Source organism: Ruegeria sp. SATB045 (genome assembly GCF_059613525.1).
Genome location: NZ_JBXWSR010000037.1, coordinates 412,846 through 434,618, shown reverse-complemented (window position 1 = coordinate 434,618; position 21,773 = coordinate 412,846). Strand labels below are relative to the sequence as shown.

At 59.3% G+C, this 21,773-nt stretch carries 19 protein-coding genes; 3 read left to right on the top strand and 16 right to left on the bottom strand.

All coding sequences use genetic code 11. From position 1 onward, the window contains the following. Nucleotides 1–30: 30 nt before the first annotated feature. The 6 genes from AC2FNR_RS21830 to AC2FNR_RS21805 form a co-directional block, all read right to left on the bottom strand. Nucleotides 31–285, bottom strand: coding sequence for a DUF2484 family protein (locus tag AC2FNR_RS21830; RefSeq protein ID WP_170352558.1), 255 nt, complete (start codon nucleotides 283–285; stop codon nucleotides 31–33). Continuing rightward, nucleotides 282–530, bottom strand: a complete 249-nt coding sequence (locus tag AC2FNR_RS21825; protein WP_170352557.1) for a DUF2484 family protein — start codon at nucleotides 528–530, stop codon at nucleotides 282–284. Before AC2FNR_RS21825 ends, AC2FNR_RS21830 begins: the two co-directional genes overlap by 4 nt. 72 nt (nucleotides 531–602) lie before the next feature. Continuing rightward, the gene (gene murC / locus AC2FNR_RS21820; protein ID WP_496851420.1) at nucleotides 603–2,012 is read right to left on the bottom strand and encodes a UDP-N-acetylmuramate--L-alanine ligase; all 1,410 of its coding nucleotides are present in this window, start codon (nucleotides 2,010–2,012) and stop codon (nucleotides 603–605) included. Beyond that, nucleotides 2,009–3,106, bottom strand: a complete 1,098-nt coding sequence (locus AC2FNR_RS21815) for a UDP-N-acetylglucosamine--N-acetylmuramyl-(pentapeptide) pyrophosphoryl-undecaprenol N-acetylglucosamine transferase (RefSeq protein ID WP_480867624.1) — start codon at nucleotides 3,104–3,106, stop codon at nucleotides 2,009–2,011. Before AC2FNR_RS21815 ends, murC begins: the two co-directional genes overlap by 4 nt. Beyond that, a complete protein-coding gene (gene ftsW, locus AC2FNR_RS21810) occupies nucleotides 3,106–4,269 on the bottom strand; it encodes a putative lipid II flippase FtsW (RefSeq protein ID WP_170753068.1) in 1,164 nt (387 codons plus the stop codon). The genes AC2FNR_RS21815 and ftsW overlap by 1 nt, the downstream gene beginning before the upstream one ends. 137 nt (nucleotides 4,270–4,406) lie before the next feature. After that, the gene (locus AC2FNR_RS21805; protein ID WP_170352553.1) at nucleotides 4,407–4,742 is read right to left on the bottom strand and encodes a cupin domain-containing protein; all 336 of its coding nucleotides are present in this window, start codon (nucleotides 4,740–4,742) and stop codon (nucleotides 4,407–4,409) included. Between the two features lie 150 nt (nucleotides 4,743–4,892). Between AC2FNR_RS21805 and AC2FNR_RS21800 the strand changes: the two genes are divergently transcribed. Further along, complete coding sequence (locus AC2FNR_RS21800) at nucleotides 4,893–6,071, top strand: BaiN/RdsA family NAD(P)/FAD-dependent oxidoreductase (RefSeq protein ID WP_496851484.1); 1,179 nt, start codon at nucleotides 4,893–4,895, stop codon at nucleotides 6,069–6,071. On the opposite strand, the gene AC2FNR_RS21795 is transcribed toward AC2FNR_RS21800, so the two are convergent. The 9 genes from AC2FNR_RS21795 to mraZ form a co-directional block, all read right to left on the bottom strand. After that, nucleotides 6,068–6,442 (bottom strand): glycine zipper family protein, encoded by a 375-nt coding sequence (locus AC2FNR_RS21795; RefSeq protein WP_170753070.1) that lies wholly within the window; start codon nucleotides 6,440–6,442, stop codon nucleotides 6,068–6,070. The two genes, AC2FNR_RS21800 and AC2FNR_RS21795, sit on opposite strands and share 4 nt — an antisense overlap. Before the next feature lie 105 nt (nucleotides 6,443–6,547). Next, on the bottom strand, nucleotides 6,548–7,948 hold the full coding sequence (murD, locus tag AC2FNR_RS21790; protein ID WP_170753072.1) for a UDP-N-acetylmuramoyl-L-alanine--D-glutamate ligase: 1,401 nt from the start codon (nucleotides 7,946–7,948) through the stop codon (nucleotides 6,548–6,550). Nucleotides 7,949–8,098: 150 nt separating this feature from the next. Next, on the bottom strand, nucleotides 8,099–9,181 hold the full coding sequence (gene mraY / locus AC2FNR_RS21785) for a phospho-N-acetylmuramoyl-pentapeptide-transferase (RefSeq protein ID WP_170352550.1): 1,083 nt from the start codon (nucleotides 9,179–9,181) through the stop codon (nucleotides 8,099–8,101). A gap of 24 nt (nucleotides 9,182–9,205) precedes the next feature. Further along, the gene (locus AC2FNR_RS21780) at nucleotides 9,206–10,600 is read right to left on the bottom strand and encodes a UDP-N-acetylmuramoyl-tripeptide--D-alanyl-D-alanine ligase (protein WP_496851417.1); all 1,395 of its coding nucleotides are present in this window, start codon (nucleotides 10,598–10,600) and stop codon (nucleotides 9,206–9,208) included. Continuing rightward, nucleotides 10,597–12,078, bottom strand: a complete 1,482-nt coding sequence (locus AC2FNR_RS21775) for a UDP-N-acetylmuramoyl-L-alanyl-D-glutamate--2,6-diaminopimelate ligase (RefSeq protein WP_496851415.1) — start codon at nucleotides 12,076–12,078, stop codon at nucleotides 10,597–10,599. The genes AC2FNR_RS21780 and AC2FNR_RS21775 overlap by 4 nt, the downstream gene beginning before the upstream one ends. A gap of 22 nt (nucleotides 12,079–12,100) precedes the next feature. Beyond that, complete coding sequence (locus tag AC2FNR_RS21770; protein ID WP_496851413.1) at nucleotides 12,101–13,888, bottom strand: peptidoglycan D,D-transpeptidase FtsI family protein; 1,788 nt, start codon at nucleotides 13,886–13,888, stop codon at nucleotides 12,101–12,103. Further along, nucleotides 13,885–14,253, bottom strand: a complete 369-nt coding sequence (ftsL, locus tag AC2FNR_RS21765) for a cell division protein FtsL (protein WP_496851411.1) — start codon at nucleotides 14,251–14,253, stop codon at nucleotides 13,885–13,887. The genes AC2FNR_RS21770 and ftsL overlap by 4 nt, the downstream gene beginning before the upstream one ends. Further along, nucleotides 14,250–15,242: a 16S rRNA (cytosine(1402)-N(4))-methyltransferase RsmH gene (gene rsmH, locus AC2FNR_RS21760; RefSeq protein WP_496851409.1), complete on the bottom strand. Its 993-nt coding sequence runs from the start codon at nucleotides 15,240–15,242 to the stop codon at nucleotides 14,250–14,252. Before rsmH ends, ftsL begins: the two co-directional genes overlap by 4 nt. A gap of 4 nt (nucleotides 15,243–15,246) precedes the next feature. Continuing rightward, complete coding sequence (gene mraZ, locus AC2FNR_RS21755; RefSeq protein WP_170352544.1) at nucleotides 15,247–15,750, bottom strand: division/cell wall cluster transcriptional repressor MraZ; 504 nt, start codon at nucleotides 15,748–15,750, stop codon at nucleotides 15,247–15,249. 903 nt (nucleotides 15,751–16,653) lie between these two features. On the opposite strand from mraZ, the gene AC2FNR_RS21750 reads away from it, so the two are divergent. Beyond that, entirely contained in the window at nucleotides 16,654–16,878 is a 225-nt protein-coding gene (locus AC2FNR_RS21750) for a DUF1127 domain-containing protein (protein ID WP_496851407.1), read from the top strand. Nucleotides 16,879–17,397: 519 nt separating this feature from the next. Here AC2FNR_RS21750 and AC2FNR_RS21745 read toward each other — a convergent pair. Then, the gene (locus tag AC2FNR_RS21745) at nucleotides 17,398–19,791 is read right to left on the bottom strand and encodes an ATP-dependent helicase (RefSeq protein WP_496851405.1); all 2,394 of its coding nucleotides are present in this window, start codon (nucleotides 19,789–19,791) and stop codon (nucleotides 17,398–17,400) included. A gap of 179 nt (nucleotides 19,792–19,970) precedes the next feature. On the opposite strand from AC2FNR_RS21745, the gene AC2FNR_RS21740 reads away from it, so the two are divergent. Continuing rightward, complete coding sequence (locus AC2FNR_RS21740) at nucleotides 19,971–21,761, top strand: sensor domain-containing diguanylate cyclase (protein WP_496851403.1); 1,791 nt, start codon at nucleotides 19,971–19,973, stop codon at nucleotides 21,759–21,761. Nucleotides 21,762–21,773 lie beyond the last annotated feature (12 nt).

The window sequence follows — 21,773 nt, the reverse complement described above, 5'->3', positions numbered from 1 at the left end:
GATTTATTTCCTCCGCGCAAGCCGTAACTGTCACTGAGCCGAACCAAGCATCCGACGCACCCACCGCCCCAGATAAATCACTGGCCAGCGCAGCACGGACATACCCATCGCCAGCACCAACAGTCCGATCCACGGGCCGTTCTGCAGGGTGACATAGCCCAATATCGGAATCCCCACCGCGATCAGGACATAGGCGCGGGTCCAGTGGTTGTCCTTACTTGGGATCATCGCCAGCACATTTGCGGCGATCCCCCACAACGCAGCCAGAGCGATTGACCAATTCATTCCTGAACCTCCTGCCCGGTCCAACGGCGCCAGTAGTGGCGAATCGGGTTGCGGAACATCGATGCAAAAGCGGCAAAGGCCAGCACCGAAATGAACCAGCCGAAGTCATGACCCAACCAGACGATCAGCGCGGGTGCACTGACAAACAGCACCACGCCTGGCGGAAACTGCAGACGCATCGGCAACATCGCCACGATGGTCGAGGCAATGACCCACAGCCCCGCAAACACCACTGAATTTACCATGCGCCCCTCCGAGGACGTTGTTTCGCGGCTGCAAACGCTCAAATCAGTCGAGCGTCAAGTTGGTTCCCTGCGTCACACAGCTTGTTTACGTTGCAACCGGTCGGGCAAACCGTTGGCCCAGGCGCTGATTGTCCCGGCGCCGAGGCAAACAACCATGTCACCAGGACGGGCTTGTTCGCGGACCAGACGCTCCAGATCGTTTTCATCCAGCAGCGCGCGGGCGTGACGGTGACCGTGGCGGATCAGGCCCTGCACCAGATCATCACGCGATGCACCTTCGATCGGGTCTTCACCCGCAGCAAAAATATCAGCGATTGCGACCACGTCGGCATCGTTGAAACAGGTGCAAAAATCGTCAAACAGATTCGACAGGCGCGAATAACGGTGCGGCTGGTGAACGGCGATCACACGCCCATCACTGGCTTGGCGTGCGGCTTTCAGCACGGCGGCAATCTCAACCGGGTGGTGGCCGTAGTCGTCGATGATGGTAACGCCATCAACCTCTCCGACCTTGGTAAAGCGGCGGTTTACGCCACCGAAATTGGCCAGAGCCTCGCGGATTTCAGCGGTTTTCATGCCCAGATGGCGGGCCACAGCCACGGCGGACAAAGCGTTCGAAACATTGTGGTCGCCGGGCATAGGCAGGGTGCAGCCCTCGATCACCGTGTCTTCGTATTGCAGGTGGATATCGAAATGCGCGACGCCGTCCTTATAAGTCAAGTTCACGGCCCGCACATCGGCCTGCGCGTTGAACCCATAGGTGCGCACGCGCCGATCGCTGATGCGGCCCACCAGCGTCTGCACCTCGGCATGGTCGGTACAGCACACGGCCAGACCGTAGAAGGGCAGGTTCGAGACGAACTCGTAAAACCCATCCCGCAGCCGGTCGAAATCACCCCAATGCTCCATATGCTCTGGGTCGATATTGGTGACGATGGCAATCGTCGCAGGCAGGCGGTTGAACGAGCCGTCGGATTCGTCGGCCTCGACCACCATCCATTCACCCTGTCCCATCCGCGCGTTGGACCCGTAGGCATGGATGATGCCGCCATTGATCACGGTGGGGTCGAAATCGCCCGCCACCATAAGCTCGGCCATCATGGTGGTCGTGGTGGTCTTGCCATGAGTTCCGGCAATGGCGATGTTTGATTTCAGGCGCATCAGCTCGGCCAGCATATCGGCGCGGCGCACAACCGGCAGGCCCTGCGCGCGGGCGCCATCCAGTTCCGGGTTGCCCGGCTTGATCGCTGTGGAGACCACAACAACGGCTGCGTTTTCAAGGTTTTCGGCGCGCTGGCCCACGAAAATCTCGGCCCCCAGACCAGCTAGACGGTCGGTGATCTTGGAAGCTTTCAGGTCCGAGCCTTGCACCCGGTAGCCCAGATTCAGCAGCACCTCGGCAATGCCCGACATCCCAATTCCGCCGATGCCAACGAAGTGGATCGGCCCTACGTCTTGCGGCAGTTTGGTGGCTGGATTCATGGGGTCTCCTTCTGCGCCAGCTCTTCGACAAGGTGAACCAGACGCTCGGTCGCGTCCGGGGCTCCGGTCGATAGGGCGGCACGGGCCATCTTTTGTGCGGCCTCGGGGTTTGTCAGAACGGCGGTGATTTGCTCGGTCAGCGCGGCAACGTCAAGCAGGTTTTCGGGGATCATGATCGCGCCACCCGCCTGCACCAGCCCGCGCGCATTGGCGGTTTGATGGTCGCCCGCAGCGGCGGCAAAGGGGACAAGGATCGAGGGCCTCCCGATGACCGAGATATCGGCCACACTAGACGCGCCCGAGCGGCTGATCACCAGCTGCGCATCGGACATGCGCCGGGGAACGTCATCGAAAAAGGGCAGAACCTCGGCCCGGATACCATGGTCGGCGTAAAAGGCGGTGACACGTTCACCATCTTCATCGCGGGCCTGATGGGCCACACGGATATGGTCGCGCAGACCATCGGGCAAGGCCGCAAGCGCACCGGGCACCACATCACTGAGGATGCGTGCACCCTGACTGCCACCCATCACCAGAACCGACATTGGGTAGTCTCCGGGTGGGATATAGCCTGCCGCGGCACGTTCCAACACCGCACCGCGCACCGGATTGCCGGTATGGACACCCTTTGCGCCGTCGGGCAAATCCGTGGGCCAGACGCCACAGGCCACCTGCGCTACGCGCTTGGCGAACAGTTGGTTCACGCGGCCCAGCACACCGTTCTGTTCATGGATCATGCGTGGAATGTTCAACAGCGTCGCTGCACCCAGCGCCGGGATCGAAGGGTAGCCTCCGAACCCAACCACCACATTGGGCCGGTCGCGCATCATCTGCATTGCCATACTTGTCACGCCACCCGCGATCTTGGGGCCGACCATCGCCTTGGCCGCCAGCCCGCCACGCGCGAAGGTGGCCGATGTCGCCTCGACAATCTCGGTCGAAGGGGGAAAGCCACCGGTATAGCGCGCACCGCGCGCATCGGTGGACAGGCGTACGCGCCAGCCTTTTTGCAACATCGCCTCGGCCAGCGCCTGCGCCGGGAACATGTGGCCCCCGGTGCCGCCCGCCGCAATCAATAGGTACGGTTTGCTCATCAACCCCGTCCGCGCAGAATATCGCCCAGCTCGCCCTGTGGTCGGGTGCGGGTGAACGCCAGCAACATGCCAACTGCGATACCGCCCGCTATAAGCGACGAGCCGCCATAGCTGACGAAAGGCAGCGTCATACCCTTGGCGGGCAGCAGGCGCACCGCGACGCCCATGTTGATCATCGCCTGAACGCCAAACATACAGGCAAGACCGGTTCCGGCCAGACGGATGAACATGTCCCGTTCCTTCATTAGCCGCAGCAGCGAACGCACCACGATCAGCGAGTAGAGCGCGATTATGATCAGCACCAGAATCAGCCCGTATTCCTCGGCCGCGACGGCGATGATGAAATCGGTATGAGCATCGGGCAAAGACCACTTCACCTGCCCCTCACCTACTCCGACGCCGAACAGCCCGCCTTCGCGGATGGCGTTAGTGGCATAGCCCAGCTGCGTGGTCGGATCGACCTCTTGGTTGAGGAATCCGTCAATGCGACGAGCAAAGTGTTCGGAATTGGAATAGGCGAACATCCCGCCCAGCACGACGGCCCCGGCCATGCCGACCAGCAAAAGCATCGGCGCACCGGCCACGAAATACATCACGCCCCAGCCAAACAGGATCAGACAGGCCTGCCCAAAATCCGGTTGCAGCACCAGCATCGCCACAATCGCCATGCACAGCGCAAAGGACCACAATCGCCCCGGAGGGCCGTTGATCTCTTGCGAGGCCGCCAGCAGCCACGCAGCGACAACGATAAAGCCGGGTTTTAGAAACTCTGAGGGTTGCAGCGAGGCAAATCCCAAGGAATACCACCGCACCGCACCCTTGCCGAAATCGGTGCCGAAGACCGGCAGAAAGGCCAGCGCCACAAACGCGCCCAGAAAGCCCAGCACCGCCAAACGCCGCACCAATGTGGGCGACATCATTGAGGTCAGCAGCATTGCCACCAGCGCCAGCCCGCCAAACAGCGCCTGTCGCTCGACATAGTGGAAGGGATCAAACCCGTTGCGCCCGGCCAAAGGCGGCGATGAAGCCAGCCCCAGTAGCAAGCCGATGACAAACAGGATCAGCACGCAGGACATGGTCCAGCGATCAATCGTGCGCCACCACTTTGGTAGAATCGGTTCGCCGCGCGTGTCCCGGACCGCGCCATACACCATCTCAGTCATGAGATACCGCCACTATCTGCCTCGTTCACGCCCCGTTTTCGGGGTCTGATTGAGACTCTACAGCGATTTTGGCTTTGGGGCTAGGGAAATGAGGGGCATAAGCGGAATTCGATCAGCCCCAGAGTTGAAATAACGCGTCACGCTTTAATTGGGTACCGGTCCGGTTCCTCAAAGACATCAATCACGCGTGTACCGGCCTTGATCTGGCCTCCGTGTTCGACGCCCGCCGGGATCGAGTAGCTGTCGCCCGGACGGTAAGTTTTCGTCTGGTCTCCGATCGTCAGTGCAATCTCACCTTCAACGACCGTGCCCCATTGCGCACCATGCGAATGAAGCGGAAGCTCCATATCCTTCAGAAAAGTGAAGAACGCTACCAGACCTGCTTCCGAGCGAATGACAGCCGTCTGCACCACATCTTCAGGGAAAGGAACGTCCAGTTTCGGAAAGACCGTTATGAAGTCTGGGTAATGCATGAATTGTTCCTTCTCCTCGGGTGAACTGTCGCCACAGGATGACAGTGCTTTCAGCGGCTGGCAATCGGGATTGCCCACTTACCAGCACACCTTGAGCGAGACGACGGCATGCTCTTGCGTTCCGACGCGATCCGCGCCATCCCCTCGTCCATGACCTTTGACACGATCATCCTTGGTGCCGGTGCAGCCGGTATGATGTGTGCCTCCCACTGCGGCGGGCGCGTTCTGGTGATCGACCATGCCAAAGCAGCCGGAGAGAAAATCCGCATCTCAGGCGGGGGGCGCTGCAATTTCACCAATATGTATGCGGGCCCCGGAAATTTCCTGTCGCAAAACCCACATTTCTGCAAATCCGCACTGGCGCGATACACGCAATGGGATTTTATCGATCTGGTCGGGCGTCACGGAATCGCGTGGCATGAGAAAACTCTGGGGCAATTGTTCTGCGATGGGTCTTCGAAGCAGATTGTCCAGATGCTGTTGGACGAGATGACCCGCGCCGGGGCTGAACTCTGGCTGCAAACCTCGGTACGTGATCTGCGCAAAACCGAATACGGCTTTGCGATCGAGGTCGAGCGCGAAGGCCAGCGCCAAAACCTGATTTGCCGAAATCTGGTGCTGGCGACAGGCGGCAAGTCGATCCCCAAGATGGGCGCAACGGGGTTAGCCTATGACATCGCCCATCAATTCGACCTCAGCGTTACAGACACGCGGGCGGCGCTGGTGCCCTTCACCTTTTCGGATGGCCGGTTCAAGGAGCTTTCGGGTGTGTCCCTGCCCGCCCGCCTGTCAAACGATCGCACCAACTTTGACGAAGCGCTATTGTTCACCCATCGCGGACTTAGCGGGCCATCGGTGCTGCAACTGTCGTCATACTGGCATGAAGGTGAGGCGATCCGTGCGAACCTGATCCCCGACCTGCCCCTGTTCGACCTGCTGCGCGATCAGCGCCAGACCGGAGGGCGCAAGGCCCTGACCACCGAACTGGCACGGCACCTGCCCGCACGGCTGGTCGACTATCTGAAACACCAAATACCAATGCGCGGTAATCTGGCCGACCAGTCCGACGCCGCCCTGAACGATCTGGTGACGGCGCTGTCCAACTGGTCCCTCACCCCCTCTGGTACCGAAGGGTATCGCACCGCCGAGGTTACTTTGGGCGGGATCAATACGGATGAATTGTCGTCCAAAACGATGGAGGCCAGGGATGTCCCCGGCCTCTATGCGATTGGCGAAGCGGTGGATGTTACCGGCTGGCTGGGCGGTTACAATTTCCAGTGGGCGTGGTCTTCGGGTCACGCCGCCGGAACCGCCATAGCTGCAGGTTAGCCTACGACGTTATAGCCACGGCCGCGCATACAGTTGCGCACGAGAACTTCCTTGTTCTGGTTCTTGTTTATCACGTCGGCACCGGCACCTACCAGCGCACCTGCGACTGCGGCGCGCCCCAGATTGTCGCTGCTGTCCTGAACGATCCCGGTAACTGCCGCGGCACCCGCAGCCCCGATTGCCGCGTTACCGGCCGTAGTCCCATCAACCGAAGCCTGCGAAGCTGCCAGCTGTTGGCATTGCTGTAGGTCGACGTTGTAATTCGGGCCGACCGGCCCATCGATGACGGGCTGATAATTCGCACCAGTGTTTGTACAGGCTCCGGCCACCAAAAGCGCAGGCAGGACCAGAGAAAACTTACGGTAAGTCATATTGATAACCTCGTGTTGAATTTACAGGCAAGCAAGACCAATTAGTAATGGGCGTCAAGCACATAGCACCGCAGCTTGGCCCAACCGGCAATCTATTGCAAATTTCTAAAGTGAAAGGTTCAATCGAACCTGTGCTGCGAAATCCTCTCCGCGTTGCTCGAAATTGTCATATTGATCGAAACTGGCCGCAGCTGGGGCTAGCAATACTGTGTCCCCCGGCGCCGCATCCGCCACAGCCTGCGCGACGGCCTCGGCCATTGTGGTACAGACCTGCGCCTCCACCTCGAGCTGCATGGCGAAACCGGCGGCCTCCCGCCCAATGACGTAGGCTTTGACGACTTGATCGCAGGCTGTGTTCAAGGCAGACAAACCGCCTTCCTTCTCAAGACCGCCGCAGATCCACCGGACGTTCTTAAACGCACTTAGCGCCTTGAGCGCGCTGTCTACATTGGTGGCCTTCGAATCATTCACAAAGGTCACGCCATTCGCTTCGGCGATGATCTGACTGCGGTGCGGCAGACCGGGATAGCTGTGCAACGCATCCTCAATCACGCGCGGGGCCAGCCCAAGCGCGCGACATGCCGCGTAAGCAGCACAGGCGTTTTGATGGTTATGCGCGCCCGGCAGCCCTTTAATGTTACGCAAGTCAATCGCGCCTGCCTGTCGACCTTTGCGGTATTCGGACAAGAACCCTTTGCGGGCAAAAACCTGCCACCCGGGCCCCGTCAGTTTTCGGGCAACCGAGATCCGGATCACCCGGTCATCCGTTGGGCCTTCGGCCAATTGCCCGGCCAAAAACGCGCCTTCATTTTCGTCGACGCCAATCACTGCCCGGTCCGGGCCACCTTCGGCAAACAGGCGACGTTTGGCGGCAAAGTAGCCACCCATACCCCCGTGCCGATCCAGATGATCCGGAGACAGATTGGTAAACACCGCGATATCCGGCGTTAACGCTCGCGCCAGTTCGGTTTGATAGCTCGACAGCTCCAGCACGACGACTGAAGCATCCCGACCGGGTTCAATATCGAGAACCCCACGCCCAATGTTTCCGGCCAACTGGGCCTCTCGGCCTGCCTCGGTCAGAATGTGATGGATCAATGCCGCCGTGGTTGATTTGCCATTAGAGCCCGTGACCGCAATAACACGTGGGGGCGTGTCGAAATTATCCCATTCCGGGCCCGCAAACGATCGAAAAAACAACCCGATATCATTGTCGATCGGCACGCCGGCATCAAGTGCGGCCGCGACGACGGGATTTGGTACAGGGTAGAGATGAGGGATACCGGGCGAGACGATCAGCGCAGCGATCTGATCGAACGCCCCTTGGCGGCGCAGATCGGCACAGGCAAACCCCTCGGCCTCGGCTTTTTCGCGGGCGGCTGGATTGTCATCCCAACAGACGGCTTCTGCCTTGCCTGCCCTAAGCGCACGCGCCGTGGCCAGACCCGAGCGACCAAGCCCAAGCACCGCTACTTTCTGCCCCGAAAACCCTTTGACCGGGATCATCCTGCCCACCTTGTTCTGTCGTACATGTCGCGGCCACCCTGCGCAGAAGACACAAGCCTTGGCAAGAGACGCAAAAGGCTCGCGCGTCAGCGCGAGCCGGGCCCAACAGGTGGCAGGCGGGCCGCAGGCCCCCCGAACCTGGCGGGAGCGTTACCGGACCTTAAGCGTCGCCAACCCGATCATCGCCAGGATCAGAGAGATGATCCAGAACCGGATCACGATGGTGGGCTCAGCCCAGCCCTTTTTCTCATAGTGATGGTGGATTGGCGCCATCAGAAACACCCGCCGTCCGGTGCGTTTGAAATACAGAACTTGAATGATAACACTCAGGGCTTCAACGACGAACAGGCCGCCAACCACGGCCAGCACCAGTTCGTGCTTGGTCGCTACCGCGATGGCTCCCAAGGCACCGCCCAAAGCCAATGATCCAGTATCGCCCATGAACACCGCAGCCGGGGGTGCATTGTACCACAGGAACCCAAGCCCTGCGCCGAACAAGGCCGAGGTAAAGATGAAAATCTCGCCTGTACCCGGCACGTAATGCACATCCAGATACTCGGTAAAGTCGACCCGCCCAACCGCATAGGCAATCACACCTAAAGTCGAGGCCGCGATCATCGCAGGCATGATCGCCAAACCGTCCAGCCCATCGGTCAAATTCACAGCGTTCGCAGCGCCAACAATTACAACAATCGCGAACGGGATATAGAAAATACCCAAATTGACCAGCGTATCCTTGAACACAGGCACCGCCAGTTGGTTCTGCAACGCCTCGGGGTGGTGCAGGGTTGCCCAGACCGAAGCGAGCACTGCGATCAACACGCCCAAAGCCAAACGCATCTTGCCCGACACGCCCTTAGTGTTCTGTTTGGACACTTTTGCGTAGTCATCCGCAAAGCCAATCGCCGCATAGCCCAGCGTCACGAACAAGACCATCCAGACATAGGGGTTGTCCCACCGTGCCCAGACCAGCGTTGACGTCACCAACGCCCCCACGATCAGCAACCCGCCCATTGTAGGTGTACCTGCCTTTGAAAAATGCCCCTCGGGGCCGTCATCTCGGATCGGCTGACCTTTGCCCTGCTTGCGGCGCAGCACGTTGATCAACGGTTTGCCAAACAGGAACCCGAAGATCAGCGCTGTCATAAAGGCACCGCCCGCACGGAAGGTGATATAGCGAAAGAGGTTAAAGAAATCCCCGCCATCGGACAGATTGGTCAACCAATAAAGCATTCTAACACCTTTCTCGTGCGGCGATCATGGCTCAAGCGCGCCCCCTTGCCCCATTTTCCGTAAACCGTCAACAATCCGCGCCAGCGCCATGCTCAAAGATCCTTTGGCCAGCACGATATCGCCCGCGCGGATCAGATCCGGCAGATGCGAGGCCATTTCGGCGCTGGTTTCCGTCCAAAGCCCGCGTTTCCCCTCGGGCAACGCATCATGCAGCGCCTGCATCAACGGACCGATGCAATGCACCTGATCCACATGCGCCATCGCCGCAACATCGGCCATGGCCGCGTGCATGGCGGTTTCCTGTGCGCCCAACTCCTTCATATCGCCCAAGAACGCGATCCTACGCGGGCCCTGCGCGGCGGCCAGAACGTCCAAGGCCGCCTCCATCGAGGTCGGGTTGGCGTTATAGCTGTCATCCAGAAGCTCAATCTTCCCACCGCTCGCCAGCGGCAGCGTCTCGCGCACGCCGCGACCCGCGACCGGAGACCACCGGCGCAGCCCGGCAATGGCTTGTTCCAGATCAACGCCCAGCTCAACGCATGTCGCCAAAGCACCCAGCCCGTTCATGGCGAAATGCGTCCCTGCCGACCTTACGTCAAAACTTAATGGCACCCCGTCCAGCGCCGCAGAAGCATGGACCGAGTCGGCGGTCTGCGCCACATCCGTCAGCACATAATCCGCAGCGTTCCGCCCAAATTCGACGATTCCCGCCCCTTGAGCCTGCGCACAGCTGCGCAACACATCCGCGTCGTCAATGTCGGCGTTCACGATGGCTGTGCCTCCGGGCTCCAGCCCCTCGAAAATCGCAGCCTTTTCATGGGCGATACCTGTGACCGACTCGAACGCCTCAAGATGCACGGCCGCCACGGTCGTCACCAGCGCCGCATGCGGGCGGGCTTGCTGAGCCAGCGGAGCGATCTCTCCGGGATGGTTCATGCCAATCTCGATCACGGCGAATTCGGTGTCGCGTGGCATCCGCGCCAAGGTCAGCGGAACGCCCCAATGGTTGTTGTAGCTGGCGACGCTGGCGTGGGTTTTCCCCTGCGCTTCCAAGATATTGGCCAGCATTTCCTTGGTCGAAGTCTTGCCGACACTTCCTGTCACACCAACCACACGCGCATCCGTGCGGGCCCGACCGGCTCGGCCCAACGCCTCCAGCCCCGCTTGCACATCGTCGACGATCAGCAACGGCGCATCCTCGGCCACGCCTTCGGGGATGCGCGAGACCAAAGCGGCCCCTGCCCCCTTCTCCAACGCCTGCGCCACGAAATCATGCCCGTCTCGCGCCGCTTTCAGCGCCACAAACAGATCGCCCGGTTGCAAAGTGCGCGTGTCAATCGACACGCCATTCACCACCCAGTCGGCGGTCACACGCCCGTCGGTAGCCTCGGCCGCCTCAGCCGCAGTCCAGAGCGTCATGCTACCCTCCCATCCAGCGCGGCCACGCTGATGCTGGCCTGTTCCACATCATCAAAGGGCAGAACCTGATCGCCAACGATCTGGCCGGTCTCATGCCCCTTGCCCGCGATCAACAGAGCATCGCCCGGTTGCAGCGCATCGACGCCGCGCAGGATCGCTTCGGCCCGGTCGCCAACTTCAGTCGCCTCGGGCGCGCCAAGCAGAACAGCGGCGCGGATGGTGGCGGGGTCTTCGCTACGCGGGTTGTCGTCGGTGACAAAAACCACGTCGGCATGGTTTGCTGCCGCTTGCCCCATCAAAGGCCGCTTGGTCGCATCGCGGTCGCCGCCTGCGCCAACAATGGCAACCAACCGTCCCATCACATGCGGGCGCAACGCCTTGAGGGCAGTGGCCACAGCATCCGGCGTATGGGCATAGTCGACGAACACCGCCGCACCGTTTTGGCGCGTGGCGGCCAGCTGCATCCGACCGCGCACGGTTGTCAGATGCGGCAGAGTTTCAAACACGCGTTCAGGCTCTTCCCCGCCCGCGATCACCAGACCACAGGCCAGAAGGATGTTTTCGGCCTGGAACCCTCCGATCAGGTTCAGGCGGGTTTGGAACACCTTGCCCTTCCATGAGAACCGCAAATCCTGACCGGTCGCGTCAAAACGCTGGTTCATCAGGCACAGATCGGCATCGCCCAGACCAACGGTCAGAACCTCCTGTCCACGAGCCTTGGCGATCTTGCGGACCTTGGCTCCTTTGGGGTCGCTCATATTGATCACGACTGTGCCGTCCTGGGGCAGAACCCGGTCGAAGAGACCAGCCTTGGCGGCGAAATACGCTTCGAACGTCTCGTGATAGTCCAGATGGTCCTGCGTGAAATTCGAAAATCCCGCAGCCGCCAGATGGACCCCGTCCAGACGGCGCTGTTCCAACCCGTGCGAGGAAGCTTCCATCGCCGCATGGGTCACGCCATTTGCGGCAGCTTCGGACAAACAGCGATGCAGCGTGATCGGCTCGGGCGTGGTGTGGGCCAGAGGGGCAGTCCATGCGCCTTCGACCCCGGTGGTGCCAAGGTTAACGGCGGCGTGGCCCAGCTCCATCCAGATTTGGCGCACGAATGTGGCGATCGAGGTTTTTCCATTGGTCCCGGTCACGGCCACAATGGTCTGTGGCTGCGCGCCAAACCATAGTGCGGCACAACCGGCCAGCGCCTGACGCGGGTCTTCGACGACGACCAAGGCCGCGTCTGATGCGGCCAGTTCATCGGCTGCAATCTCGGCCCCTTCGGCGTCCGTCATGATCGCCGCCGCGCCCATGCGCAGGGCGTATTGGATGAACGCGCCGCCATGAACCCGCGTGCCGGGCAAGGCAGCGAACAGAAAGCCCTCCTGCACCTCGCGGCTGTCTACGGCCAGACCGGTGATTTCGGGATTCGCGCCTCCGCGTGCGGTCAGGGCCAGTTGGCTGAGTGTTTTTGGTCTTGTGCCCATGCCCTACCCTCTGTCGGACGGTCTAATTTGAGGTGAGCGTTATAGCAGCGCGCGCTTCAGGCTCAAGCCGAGGTCGCAACCCCAGCAACGGGGCAATGCGCCCGATCAGCTCGGCAGCAACGGGCACGGCTGTCCAGCCAGCCGTGCGGCGCTTTTCGCCGTAGGCGACGATCGATGGCTCATCCAGCGTGACGATCAGCACGTATTTTGGATCATAGGCCGGGAAGATTGTCGCGAAGGTGGAAATCACCTTGTCATCATAATAGCCGCCACGTGGTTTGGGCTTATCAGCCGTGCCGGTCTTACCCGCCACGTCATAGCCTGCAACATCGCCGAAGCTGGCGGTGCCGTCGGTGACAACCTTGCGCAACATCCGCTGCGCCTGTTGCGCTGCACTGTCAGACATCACGCGCGGCCCGTATTGAGGCCCATTTTTGCGCAGGATCGTCGGGCTGACATAGTGCCCGCCATTGGCAATCGTCGCATAGCCCGCCGCCAGATGCATCGGGCTTGTCGACAGACCATGGCCATAAGAGATCGTAACCGTGCTGAGTTCGCCCCATTTCTTGGGCTTCAAAGGCTCGCCGCCCTTGGCCTCGACAATTTCAAACGGGGTCGGTTCGAACATACCCAGCGAACGCAGAAAATTCTGCTGCCGTTTTGCGCCGATCTGCAGCGCCAGCCGCCCCGTTCCCCGGTTCGAGCTGTGGACGATCACATCCGCCACGCTGATCTTGCCGTAATTTTTGCCGTTGAACTCGCCAATCGGGAAGCGACCGATCCGCATCGGGCCCGACGTGTCGATGATCGTCTCGGAATTCACCAGCCCAAGCTGAACCGCCTGCGCCGCAGTGAAAATCTTGAAGACCGAGCCCAGCTCGTACACGCCCTGCACATAGCGGTTGAACAATGGGCTGTCCGAGGGATCAAACCCAGAAGTTGGCGGGCGGGGGCGGTCATTGGGGTCAAAAGACGGCAGCGAGGCTGCCGACACGACCTCACCCGTATGGGCGTTCATAAGAACGGCCGAGGCCCCCTTGGCGTTCATGATTTTCATGCCGCCATACAGAACCTGTTCGACCGCCGCCTGAACAGTCAGGTCCAAAGACAGTTGAAGAGGTTTGTTGCCGTTGGCCGGATCACGCAGATAATCGTCGAATTGCTTTTCAACGCCCGCGACACCGATTACCTCGGCGGCGCTGACGCCTTCACGGCCAAAGCCCGAGCCGCCCAGAATATGTGCGGCCAGCTTGCCGTTGGGGTAAAGCCGCATCTCACGCGGGCCGAAAAGGATGCCGGGGTCGCCGATGTCATGGACGGCCTGCTTCTGCTCGGGCGAGATGCGTTTCTTGATCCACAGAAATTTACGATTGCCGGTGAAATCCTTGACCAGACGTTCTTTTTCAAGATCGGGGAAGATCGCCACCAATTGATCAGCGGCGGCTTCGGGGTCGATCATCAAGGGCGGCTGCGCATAGACCGAGTATGTGTCCAGATTGGTCGCCAGAATGCGTCCTTCACGGTCGACGATATTGGCGCGCTGCATGGCGATGGCGGCACCGGGCGCGCTGGCCAGCGGCTCTTGCGCCTCGGAGGTGGCGAGCATCCCCATGCGAAAACCAACTACCGAAAACGCACAGAAAAAGAACAGGCCCAAAACCAAAAGCCGCCCCTCGGCGCGGGCGCGGGCGCGGTCTTTCATGTCTTCGTGACGCTGGCGGATATTTTCGCGCTCGATGGCTTTGGGGTTTTCGCCGCGGGCGCGGGCGTCTAGGATACGGGCTAAGGGGCGCAGCGGTGTCCGGGTCATGGGATTTGCACCTCGCCAAACGCCTGAATGTTCGTGATCGCCTGCAGTTCGATCGGATCAATGATCGGCAGATCCGGATCTTCGGCATAAGAGACCTGGTCAGCCCGCCCAAACTGTTCTGCGCGCAGAGGCAGCAGGCCCAGACGCTCGAAATTCAGGTCGGCGAGCTCACGCAACCGGTCCGGGCGGTTCAGATAGGCCCATTCTGCATTCAGAACCGCCAGCCGAACTTGCGCCATGCCGATCTCACGCTGCAGCTTCTGTGTCTCTTTGACAACCTGCTGCGTGCGGTAGTTTTCCTGATAGGCCCACAAAGCCAACCCAAATACCGAAAGCGCAGTCATCACATACAATACACTCTTCATTTTGCCCTTCCCCCAATTTGCGGCATCCCAATGGCGCGGGCCTCAATTTCCCCCGCCGGAGCCTCGGTCCGCACAGCAACACGCAACTTGGCCGAGCGCGCGCGCGGATTTTCTTGCAATTCCTGCTCGTCTGGCCCCACCGCCTTGCGCGTCTTCAGCGTGAATTGCGGCAGATCCTGTTCCATCTCGGGCGCATAGCGGTTAGCACGCCCGGTTTTACCCGCCCGCGACTGGAAAAACCGTTTGACCATGCGATCTTCGATGGAATGGAACGTCACCACTGCCAGTTGTCCGCCGGGCTTCAAAGCCCGCTCGGCGGCCATAAGACCTTGAAACAGTTCCTCATATTCCGCATTTACCGCAATTCGCAGACCCTGAAAGCTTCGCGTTGCCGGGTGCGATTGACCCGGCTTCGGGCGCGGCAGGCAGGATTCGATGATCTCGGCCAAACGCAGGGTCGTCGTGATCGCCTCCTCCGCACGCGCCTTGACGATGGCCTTGGCAATGCGGCGGCTGGCGCGCTCTTCTCCAAAGTGAAACAGGATATCAGCCAACTGCGCCTCGGACGCGGCATTGACCAGATCTGCAGCGCTTTCGCCTTCTTGGCTCATCCGCATATCCAGCGGGCCGTCCTTCATGAAGGAAAACCCACGCTCGGCCTGATCCAGCTGCATCGAGGACACGCCCAGGTCCAACACAACTCCGTCCAAATCCTGTGCATACTCATCCATGCGTGAGAACACACCGGGTTGCATCACCAATCGGTCGCCGTAGTCACCAACCCAATCCGCGACCATTTCAAAGGCCAACGGATCGCGGTCCACGCCGATAACCTTGTCAGCCCCCGCCTCAAGCAAACCTTTTGTGTACCCACCGGCGCCGAACGTGCCATCCAACCATACGCCCGAGACCGGAGCCACAGCCGCCAGCAATGGGCGCAACAAAACAGGGATATGAGGTTTGTCCGAAGGGGTCAGAGCGTCGGCCATGCCGCTACGCCCCCTCGACGCCATCAAGATAGACCATCGGGTCGAAGTCATCGGGCAGATCGTCCAACCATTCTTCCGCCTTTGCCAGCTCTTCAGCCTCATAGGTCTCGGGCTTCCAAATCTGGAAGGTATCGCCGGCGGCTATAAAGAAAGCCTCGCCTTCCAGATCGATCTTGTTGCGCAGCTTGGCGGGCAGTACCAGACGACCCGTTTCATCAACGTTGGTCGGATGGGACTGACCGTGGAACATGCGTTGCAGCATCCGGCGCTGCATAGATCCGCGCGGCAAAGCATCAATCTTGGCGTCGACCTCGTCGATCGCTTCCATTGTGTAGCATTCAAGGTATTTTCGACGATGATCGCCGTAGACTATCACAAGCTCAGGGTTATCACCGGGTTGCCAGTTCGGGTCCGAAGTTTCAAGCACACGGCGAAATGAGGCCGGGATCGACACCCTGCCCTTCGTATCCACCTTGTGGTGGCTTTCACCTCTGAACCTGCGCGCCAAGACGACTGTCCCTTTCGCTTGCGCCCCACTTGAACTTCACGTTTCCCCCGGATGAAAAACGGCGGGTTGATCTGCTGCCACTGATCAACCCGCCGCATTGGCCCGCTGAGCGGGAAGTCCAGCTGCGCGCGCCACCTGGGGGGATGTCTGCTCGCCCGCGCGCCGGATCTCTTGATTGATGAAAGCGAGATGCCTGTATGAAACCTGAATTTTATTGGTTCGGGGTCGTTTGGTGCCCCATGTGCCTCGTCCTCATCGGATGCACAAGGGATGCCATGGGAATTCATGGAAATCAAATAAAAAATTCAGGCACGTCATCACGGAAGACCCAATATAAGGAGGAATTCAATAGACGCAAACAGGAAAAGGATACCAGAAAAAGTATCCATATCGCGCCTAGCTACGATATATAGATAAATATTAGCTGAACCCACTATGTCCCACGATTTCCCAACTTTTTTCCAAAATGTGCGGATTCTTGGGTGATCGCCATTCAAACACGCCCTAGAAACCGCGAATCAGCGTCTGAAAACGAGCTGATTATCATCGTCTGCAGAAAGACCCATGGTTTCCCATTTACCCCTCCCCCAAAAGATTCTTCTCTTTTTCAATGAGCGAGGGCGCTCTCAAAGCGCACAAATTTCAGGAAATGGCGATGAAAGTTGGGGCAAACTTTATGCGTAAGAAATCAAGGTGACACTTGTGGCGAAAACTGTAAATCGTGAAAACCCTTATTTTTAAGGCACTTTTGGCAGATATCTTACAACGCTTTGATATCTATGCACTTGCCGCATAGCAGCATTGACGACGTGAGCTATTGTGCAATCGCAGCATTCGCCTATCTTCTGTCTCAAGCAAACGCCGGAACGATCCGGCAGCAACGAGACATATCGGGTTAAGCAAATGGCAGCAGTAGCACATCAGACCGCGCTCAAGGGCGCACCGGTAACCGGCCTGGCTTCTCTGATTGAAGCCGCAAAAACCCGGTACGCCCGTTATCGCATCTATCGCCAGACGGTCAACGAGCTGTCTGAACTGTCGAACCGCGAACTGGCTGATCTTGGCCTACACCGGTCGATGATCCGTCGTCTCGCGATGCAGGCGGCAGAAGAATACTGCGCACGCTAAGCGCACCGACACAACCGAGATCAGGTCCTTCCTCCTCCCTTTAGGACCTGTATTTCAGCGGCGGCACCTCTCCTCCTCCCTGGTGTCGCCGCAGATTATACCGGCCCTGAATGCCGGAACGTGACACACCGGGTTCTCCTCCTCCCTTTCCCGGTGTTGAAAGCGCGCGGCGACGTCTCTCCTCCTCCCTGACGTCGCCGCGTCTTACAGATACCGGGATCAGACCCGGAAACAGATACATCGGGGCTCTCCTCCTCCCTGCCCTGATGTTGAAAGAGCGCGACGACACCTCTCCTCCTCCCTGGTGTCGTCGCGACTTACACATACCGGGATCAAACCCGGGTTCGGATACATCGGGACTCTCCTCCTCCCTGTCTCGATGTTGCAAAGAACGGCGGTTTCCTCTCCTCCTCCCTGGAAACCGCCGTTTTTCTTTTTCTGAACGCAAAAAAGGCACCGCGGTCAGAACCGGGCGCCCTCGCAGAATCGAGCATGTGCCGTCAGGCACATTCCATTTGATTAAAACGGTACGTCGTCCTTAGCCGACAGGAATTGCGATACGACCTTCTTCACCCCGGCCTTGTCGAAATCGACCTCGACCTTGTCGCCTTCGATGTCGATCACCGCGCCATAGCCGAATTTCTGGTGAAATACCCGCTCACCCAGCGTGAAACTCGCCAGTGCCGTCGCATCGATCACCGTATTGCGGCTTTCTTTGGGCTGAGACATCCCATACTGCCCCTGCCGCGCCTGCATCCGCTTCCAGCCCGGCGAGTTATAGCCATTCGCTTCGGCCGCGCGGGTTTCGATGCTGGCCGAAGCCTGTCCGCCACCGTACAGGCCCGGGGGCGTCAGCACCTCTACATGGTCCTCGGGTAACTCGTCGATGAATCGCGATGGCATCGCGTTTTGCCACTGCCCGAACACCCGCCGATTGGCCGCGAAGGAAATCGTGCAGACCTCTTCAGCGCGTGTGATACCGACATAGGCCAGCCGTCGCTCCTCCTCCAAACCCTTCAGGCCGGATTCGTCCATCGAGCGTTGCGAGGGGAACAACCCATCCTCCCACCCCGGCAGGAACACGGCAGGAAACTCCAACCCCTTGGCCGCGTGCAGCGTCATGATCGAGACTTTGGCCCCGTCGCCGTCCTGCTCATTGTCCATGACCAGACTGACATGTTCCAAGAACCCCTGCAGGTTCTCGAAATTATCCAACTGGTTGACCAGTTCCTTGAGGTTTTCCAACCGCCCCGGCGCCTCGGGCGTCTTTTCATTCTGCCAGTGGGCCGTATAGCCGGATTCATCCAGAATGATCTGCGCCAGTTCGATATGCGACACTTCAGGCTCACCAAACCGCAGCGGCGCGCCGTCGTCGATGACCGTATCATCCTCGACCTCGATCCGCGGCCCGCGCGTCATCTCATTCCAGCGCGCCAGCCCCTCGATCAGCTCTCGCAAAGCCTTGCCGCCTTTGCCCTTGATCAGCCCATTGTCGACCGCAATCCGTGCCCCATCGACCAGCGACACGCCATTTTCGCGCGCGGTCACTTGGATCGTCTGCTGCGCCTTGTCGCCCAAACCGCGCTTGGGCGTATTCACAATCCGCTCGAACGCCAGATCGTCTCCGGGACTGACCACCAACCGGAAATAGGCCATGGCATCGCGGATCTCCATCCGCTCATAGAATCTGGGCCCGCCGATCACCTTATATGGTAGACCGATGGTCAGAAACCGATCCTCAAACGCGCGCATCTGGTGCGAGGCACGAACAAGAATCGCGATCTCATCCAGGTTCATCGGACGAATCCCGCGCGTGCCGCCCTGCAGCGCGTCGATTTCTTCGCCGATCCAGCGGGCCTCTTCCTCGCCATCCCAATGGCCGATCAGGTTGACCTTGTGGCCGTCTTCGGCATCCGTCCACAGCTCTTTGCCCAGACGGTTTTCATTGCCGCGAATGACGTTCGAGGCAGCGGCCAGAATATGCGGGGTCGAGCGGTAATTCTGCTCCAGCCGCACGACAAACGCGCCGGGGAAATCCTTTTCGAACCGCAGGATATTGCCCACCTCGGCCCCGCGCCAGCCATAGATCGACTGATCATCATCGCCCACGCAGCAGATGTTCTTGTGCGCCCCGGCCAACAGCCGCAGCCACAGGTATTGGGCGACGTTGGTATCCTGATACTCGTCCACCAAAATATAGCGGAACCAGCGCTGATATTGCTGCAACACATCCTCGTGCTGCTGAAAGATCGTGACCATGTGCAACAGCAGATCGCCGAAATCGACGGCGTTCAGCTCGCGCAGGCGGGTCTGGTATTGGGCATAAAGCTCAATACCCTTGCTGTTATACGCCCCCGCATCGGCAGCGGGCACCTTGTCGGGCGTCAGCGCGCGGTTCTTCCAGTCGTCGATGATCCCGGCCAACATTCGCGGGGGCCAGCGTTTCTCGTCAATATTCGCCAGCTTGATCAACTGCTTGAGCAGGCGCAGCTGATCATCCGTGTCCAGAATGGTGAAGTTCGATTTCAAACCCACCAGTTCCGCATGGCGGCGCAGCAGCTTGACGCAGATCGAATGAAATGTGCCCAGCCACGGCATCCCCTCGGCCGGTTGGCCCAACAGGCGACCCACGCGATCACGCATCTCGCGCGCGGCTTTGTTGGTGAATGTCACGGCCAGAATCTCATTCGGCCGCGCCTGCCCCTTGGTCAGAAGATGCGCAATCCGCGCCGTGAGTGCCTTGGTTTTGCCGGTCCCCGCCCCGGCCAACATCAGAACCGGCCCATCCAGACGCTCAACCGCTTCGCGCTGCGCCGGGTTCAGTTCATCAAGATAAGGTGCGGGGCGCGCAACCATGGCGCGCTGGGACAGGAATGCGCCTTCAAAGGCGTCCATTTCATCGAAACTGCTCATCGTGCCAAGCTACGCCGAATAAGGCCCGAGGGAAAGGGTTTGTTCACCCCTTGTTCGCCAAGATTTGCCGTTTGAACTATAAGCAATTCTATTCAACAGCTCTGCAGTTTGCCGGCCCGCGTTAACCTTTGCTCAAAAAGCGCACTCGATAGTGAATTCAAAGCTGTGGGAGCGCGATCATGGAACAAAAACTTAAACCAGGCTGGTCATATCGGCTGAAATTGGCGGCCATTGTGCTGACGCTTTTGTCCCTGACCGCGTTTTCTGGCTGGGGAATATACGCAGTGCCTGCTCCGGTCGTGGACCGTATGCTTGAAGCGGACCTCAGAAAAGAAGCCACGCAGCTCGGCAAACAAGTGACATCGCACCTGAAGGATGTTCATGCCACGTTCCAAACAGGATTCGTCGGCGGCCATGATCAGGAGTTTCTTGAGCTTTTGCCTGCAACATCCGACATCTATCGTTTCAAACTGTTCAACGCAGATGGTCGCGTCTTCTGGTCTTCACGGTCCTCCGACCTAGGGTCAGTGAACTCCAAACCGTACTTTGACACCGTAATCAAACAGGGCAATATCTACTATAAACACGAAGAAAAACCTTTGTCCGAGGTCGAGGATTTCGATGGCGACGCTATTCACGCCTCGGGCCCGCAAACACGCCACGTTGCGGAAATCTACACTCCAATCATTCGAGACGGTCGTTTTCTGGGCGCGATTGAGTTCTATTCGGACATTACGGATGTCAGGAACCTGTTCATCGATCGCGTGCGGTTGTCTCTGTTTATTCTCAGCACTGTTGCCCTTCTTGCGTTCAGTGTCGTGACATTGGTCGTGTTCCGCTCTAACCGCCGTCAGGTTCAAAGCCTTCGCGGGCGCGCAGCCAAGGAACGTGAGCTTATGGACGAACAATTGCGTTTGGCCCGAGAAGTCCGTTTGCTGGGCGAGTTGAATGAATGGCTGCAATCCAGCCGGTCTCTGGACGAGCTGTTCGACATGGTCTCGCGTTTCATGACCCACATCCTGCCCGAGGCAGAGGGCAGTGTGTATGTATACTCGAACTCACGCGATGTGCTGGATGGGTGTGCCAGTTGGAATGGTGGCACGCATAAGTCTCACATCCACCCCGAAGGATGCTGGGGCCTGCGTCGGGGGCGAACCTATGAATTCGGTGCGTCCGAGATTGACTTTGTATGTGAACATGCCGAGCCCCATGATGGCCGTCCTTACTTCTGCTTCCCGATTCTGGCCCACGGCGAAACGGTTGGTCTGCTGCATCTGCGGGCGCTGGAAGGTCGCGACAAGTGCTTTCACAAAAGCCGCAAACTGGCGCAGCTATGTGCAGAGCAAATCAGCATGGCAATCGCCAACGTTCGGATGCGCGACCAGTTGCATGACCAGTCAGTGCGGGACCCGCTGACCGGCTTGTTCAACCGGCGGCACATGACCGAGACGTTGCGCAAGTCCATTAGCCGCAGCCAGCAAACAGGCGCTCCGCTCAGCCTGATTGCTGTGGACGTGGATCACTTCAAAAAGTTCAACGACACTCATGGGCACGACGCCGGAGATATGGTTTTGCGCGCTGTTGGATCGGCAATGGAACAAGAGTGTGACCGGGATGAGATCGCCTGCAGGATCGGTGGGGAAGAGTTCATGCTGATCCTGCCCGACAATACTCAGGAAGATGCCATGACCCGCGCTGAACAGCTGCGCCAGGCGGTTGAAGGTATTACCGTGCGGTACGGTGAAAAATCGCTACCCCGCATAACGATTTCTGTGGGTGTCGCCAATTACCCGGCGCATGGAACCATGCCGCAGGATCTTATGCGCTCGGCGGATGATGCGCTGTATGAGGCCAAGGACAAGGGTCGCAATCAAGTTCAGGTTGCCGGAAAGATTGATCCGAGCTCTGGGCGCGGGGATCAGACTGGCGTTACAACGCCTTCCATCGCCAAAATTAGCGCAAAGTCCTAAATTTCTTGCCGA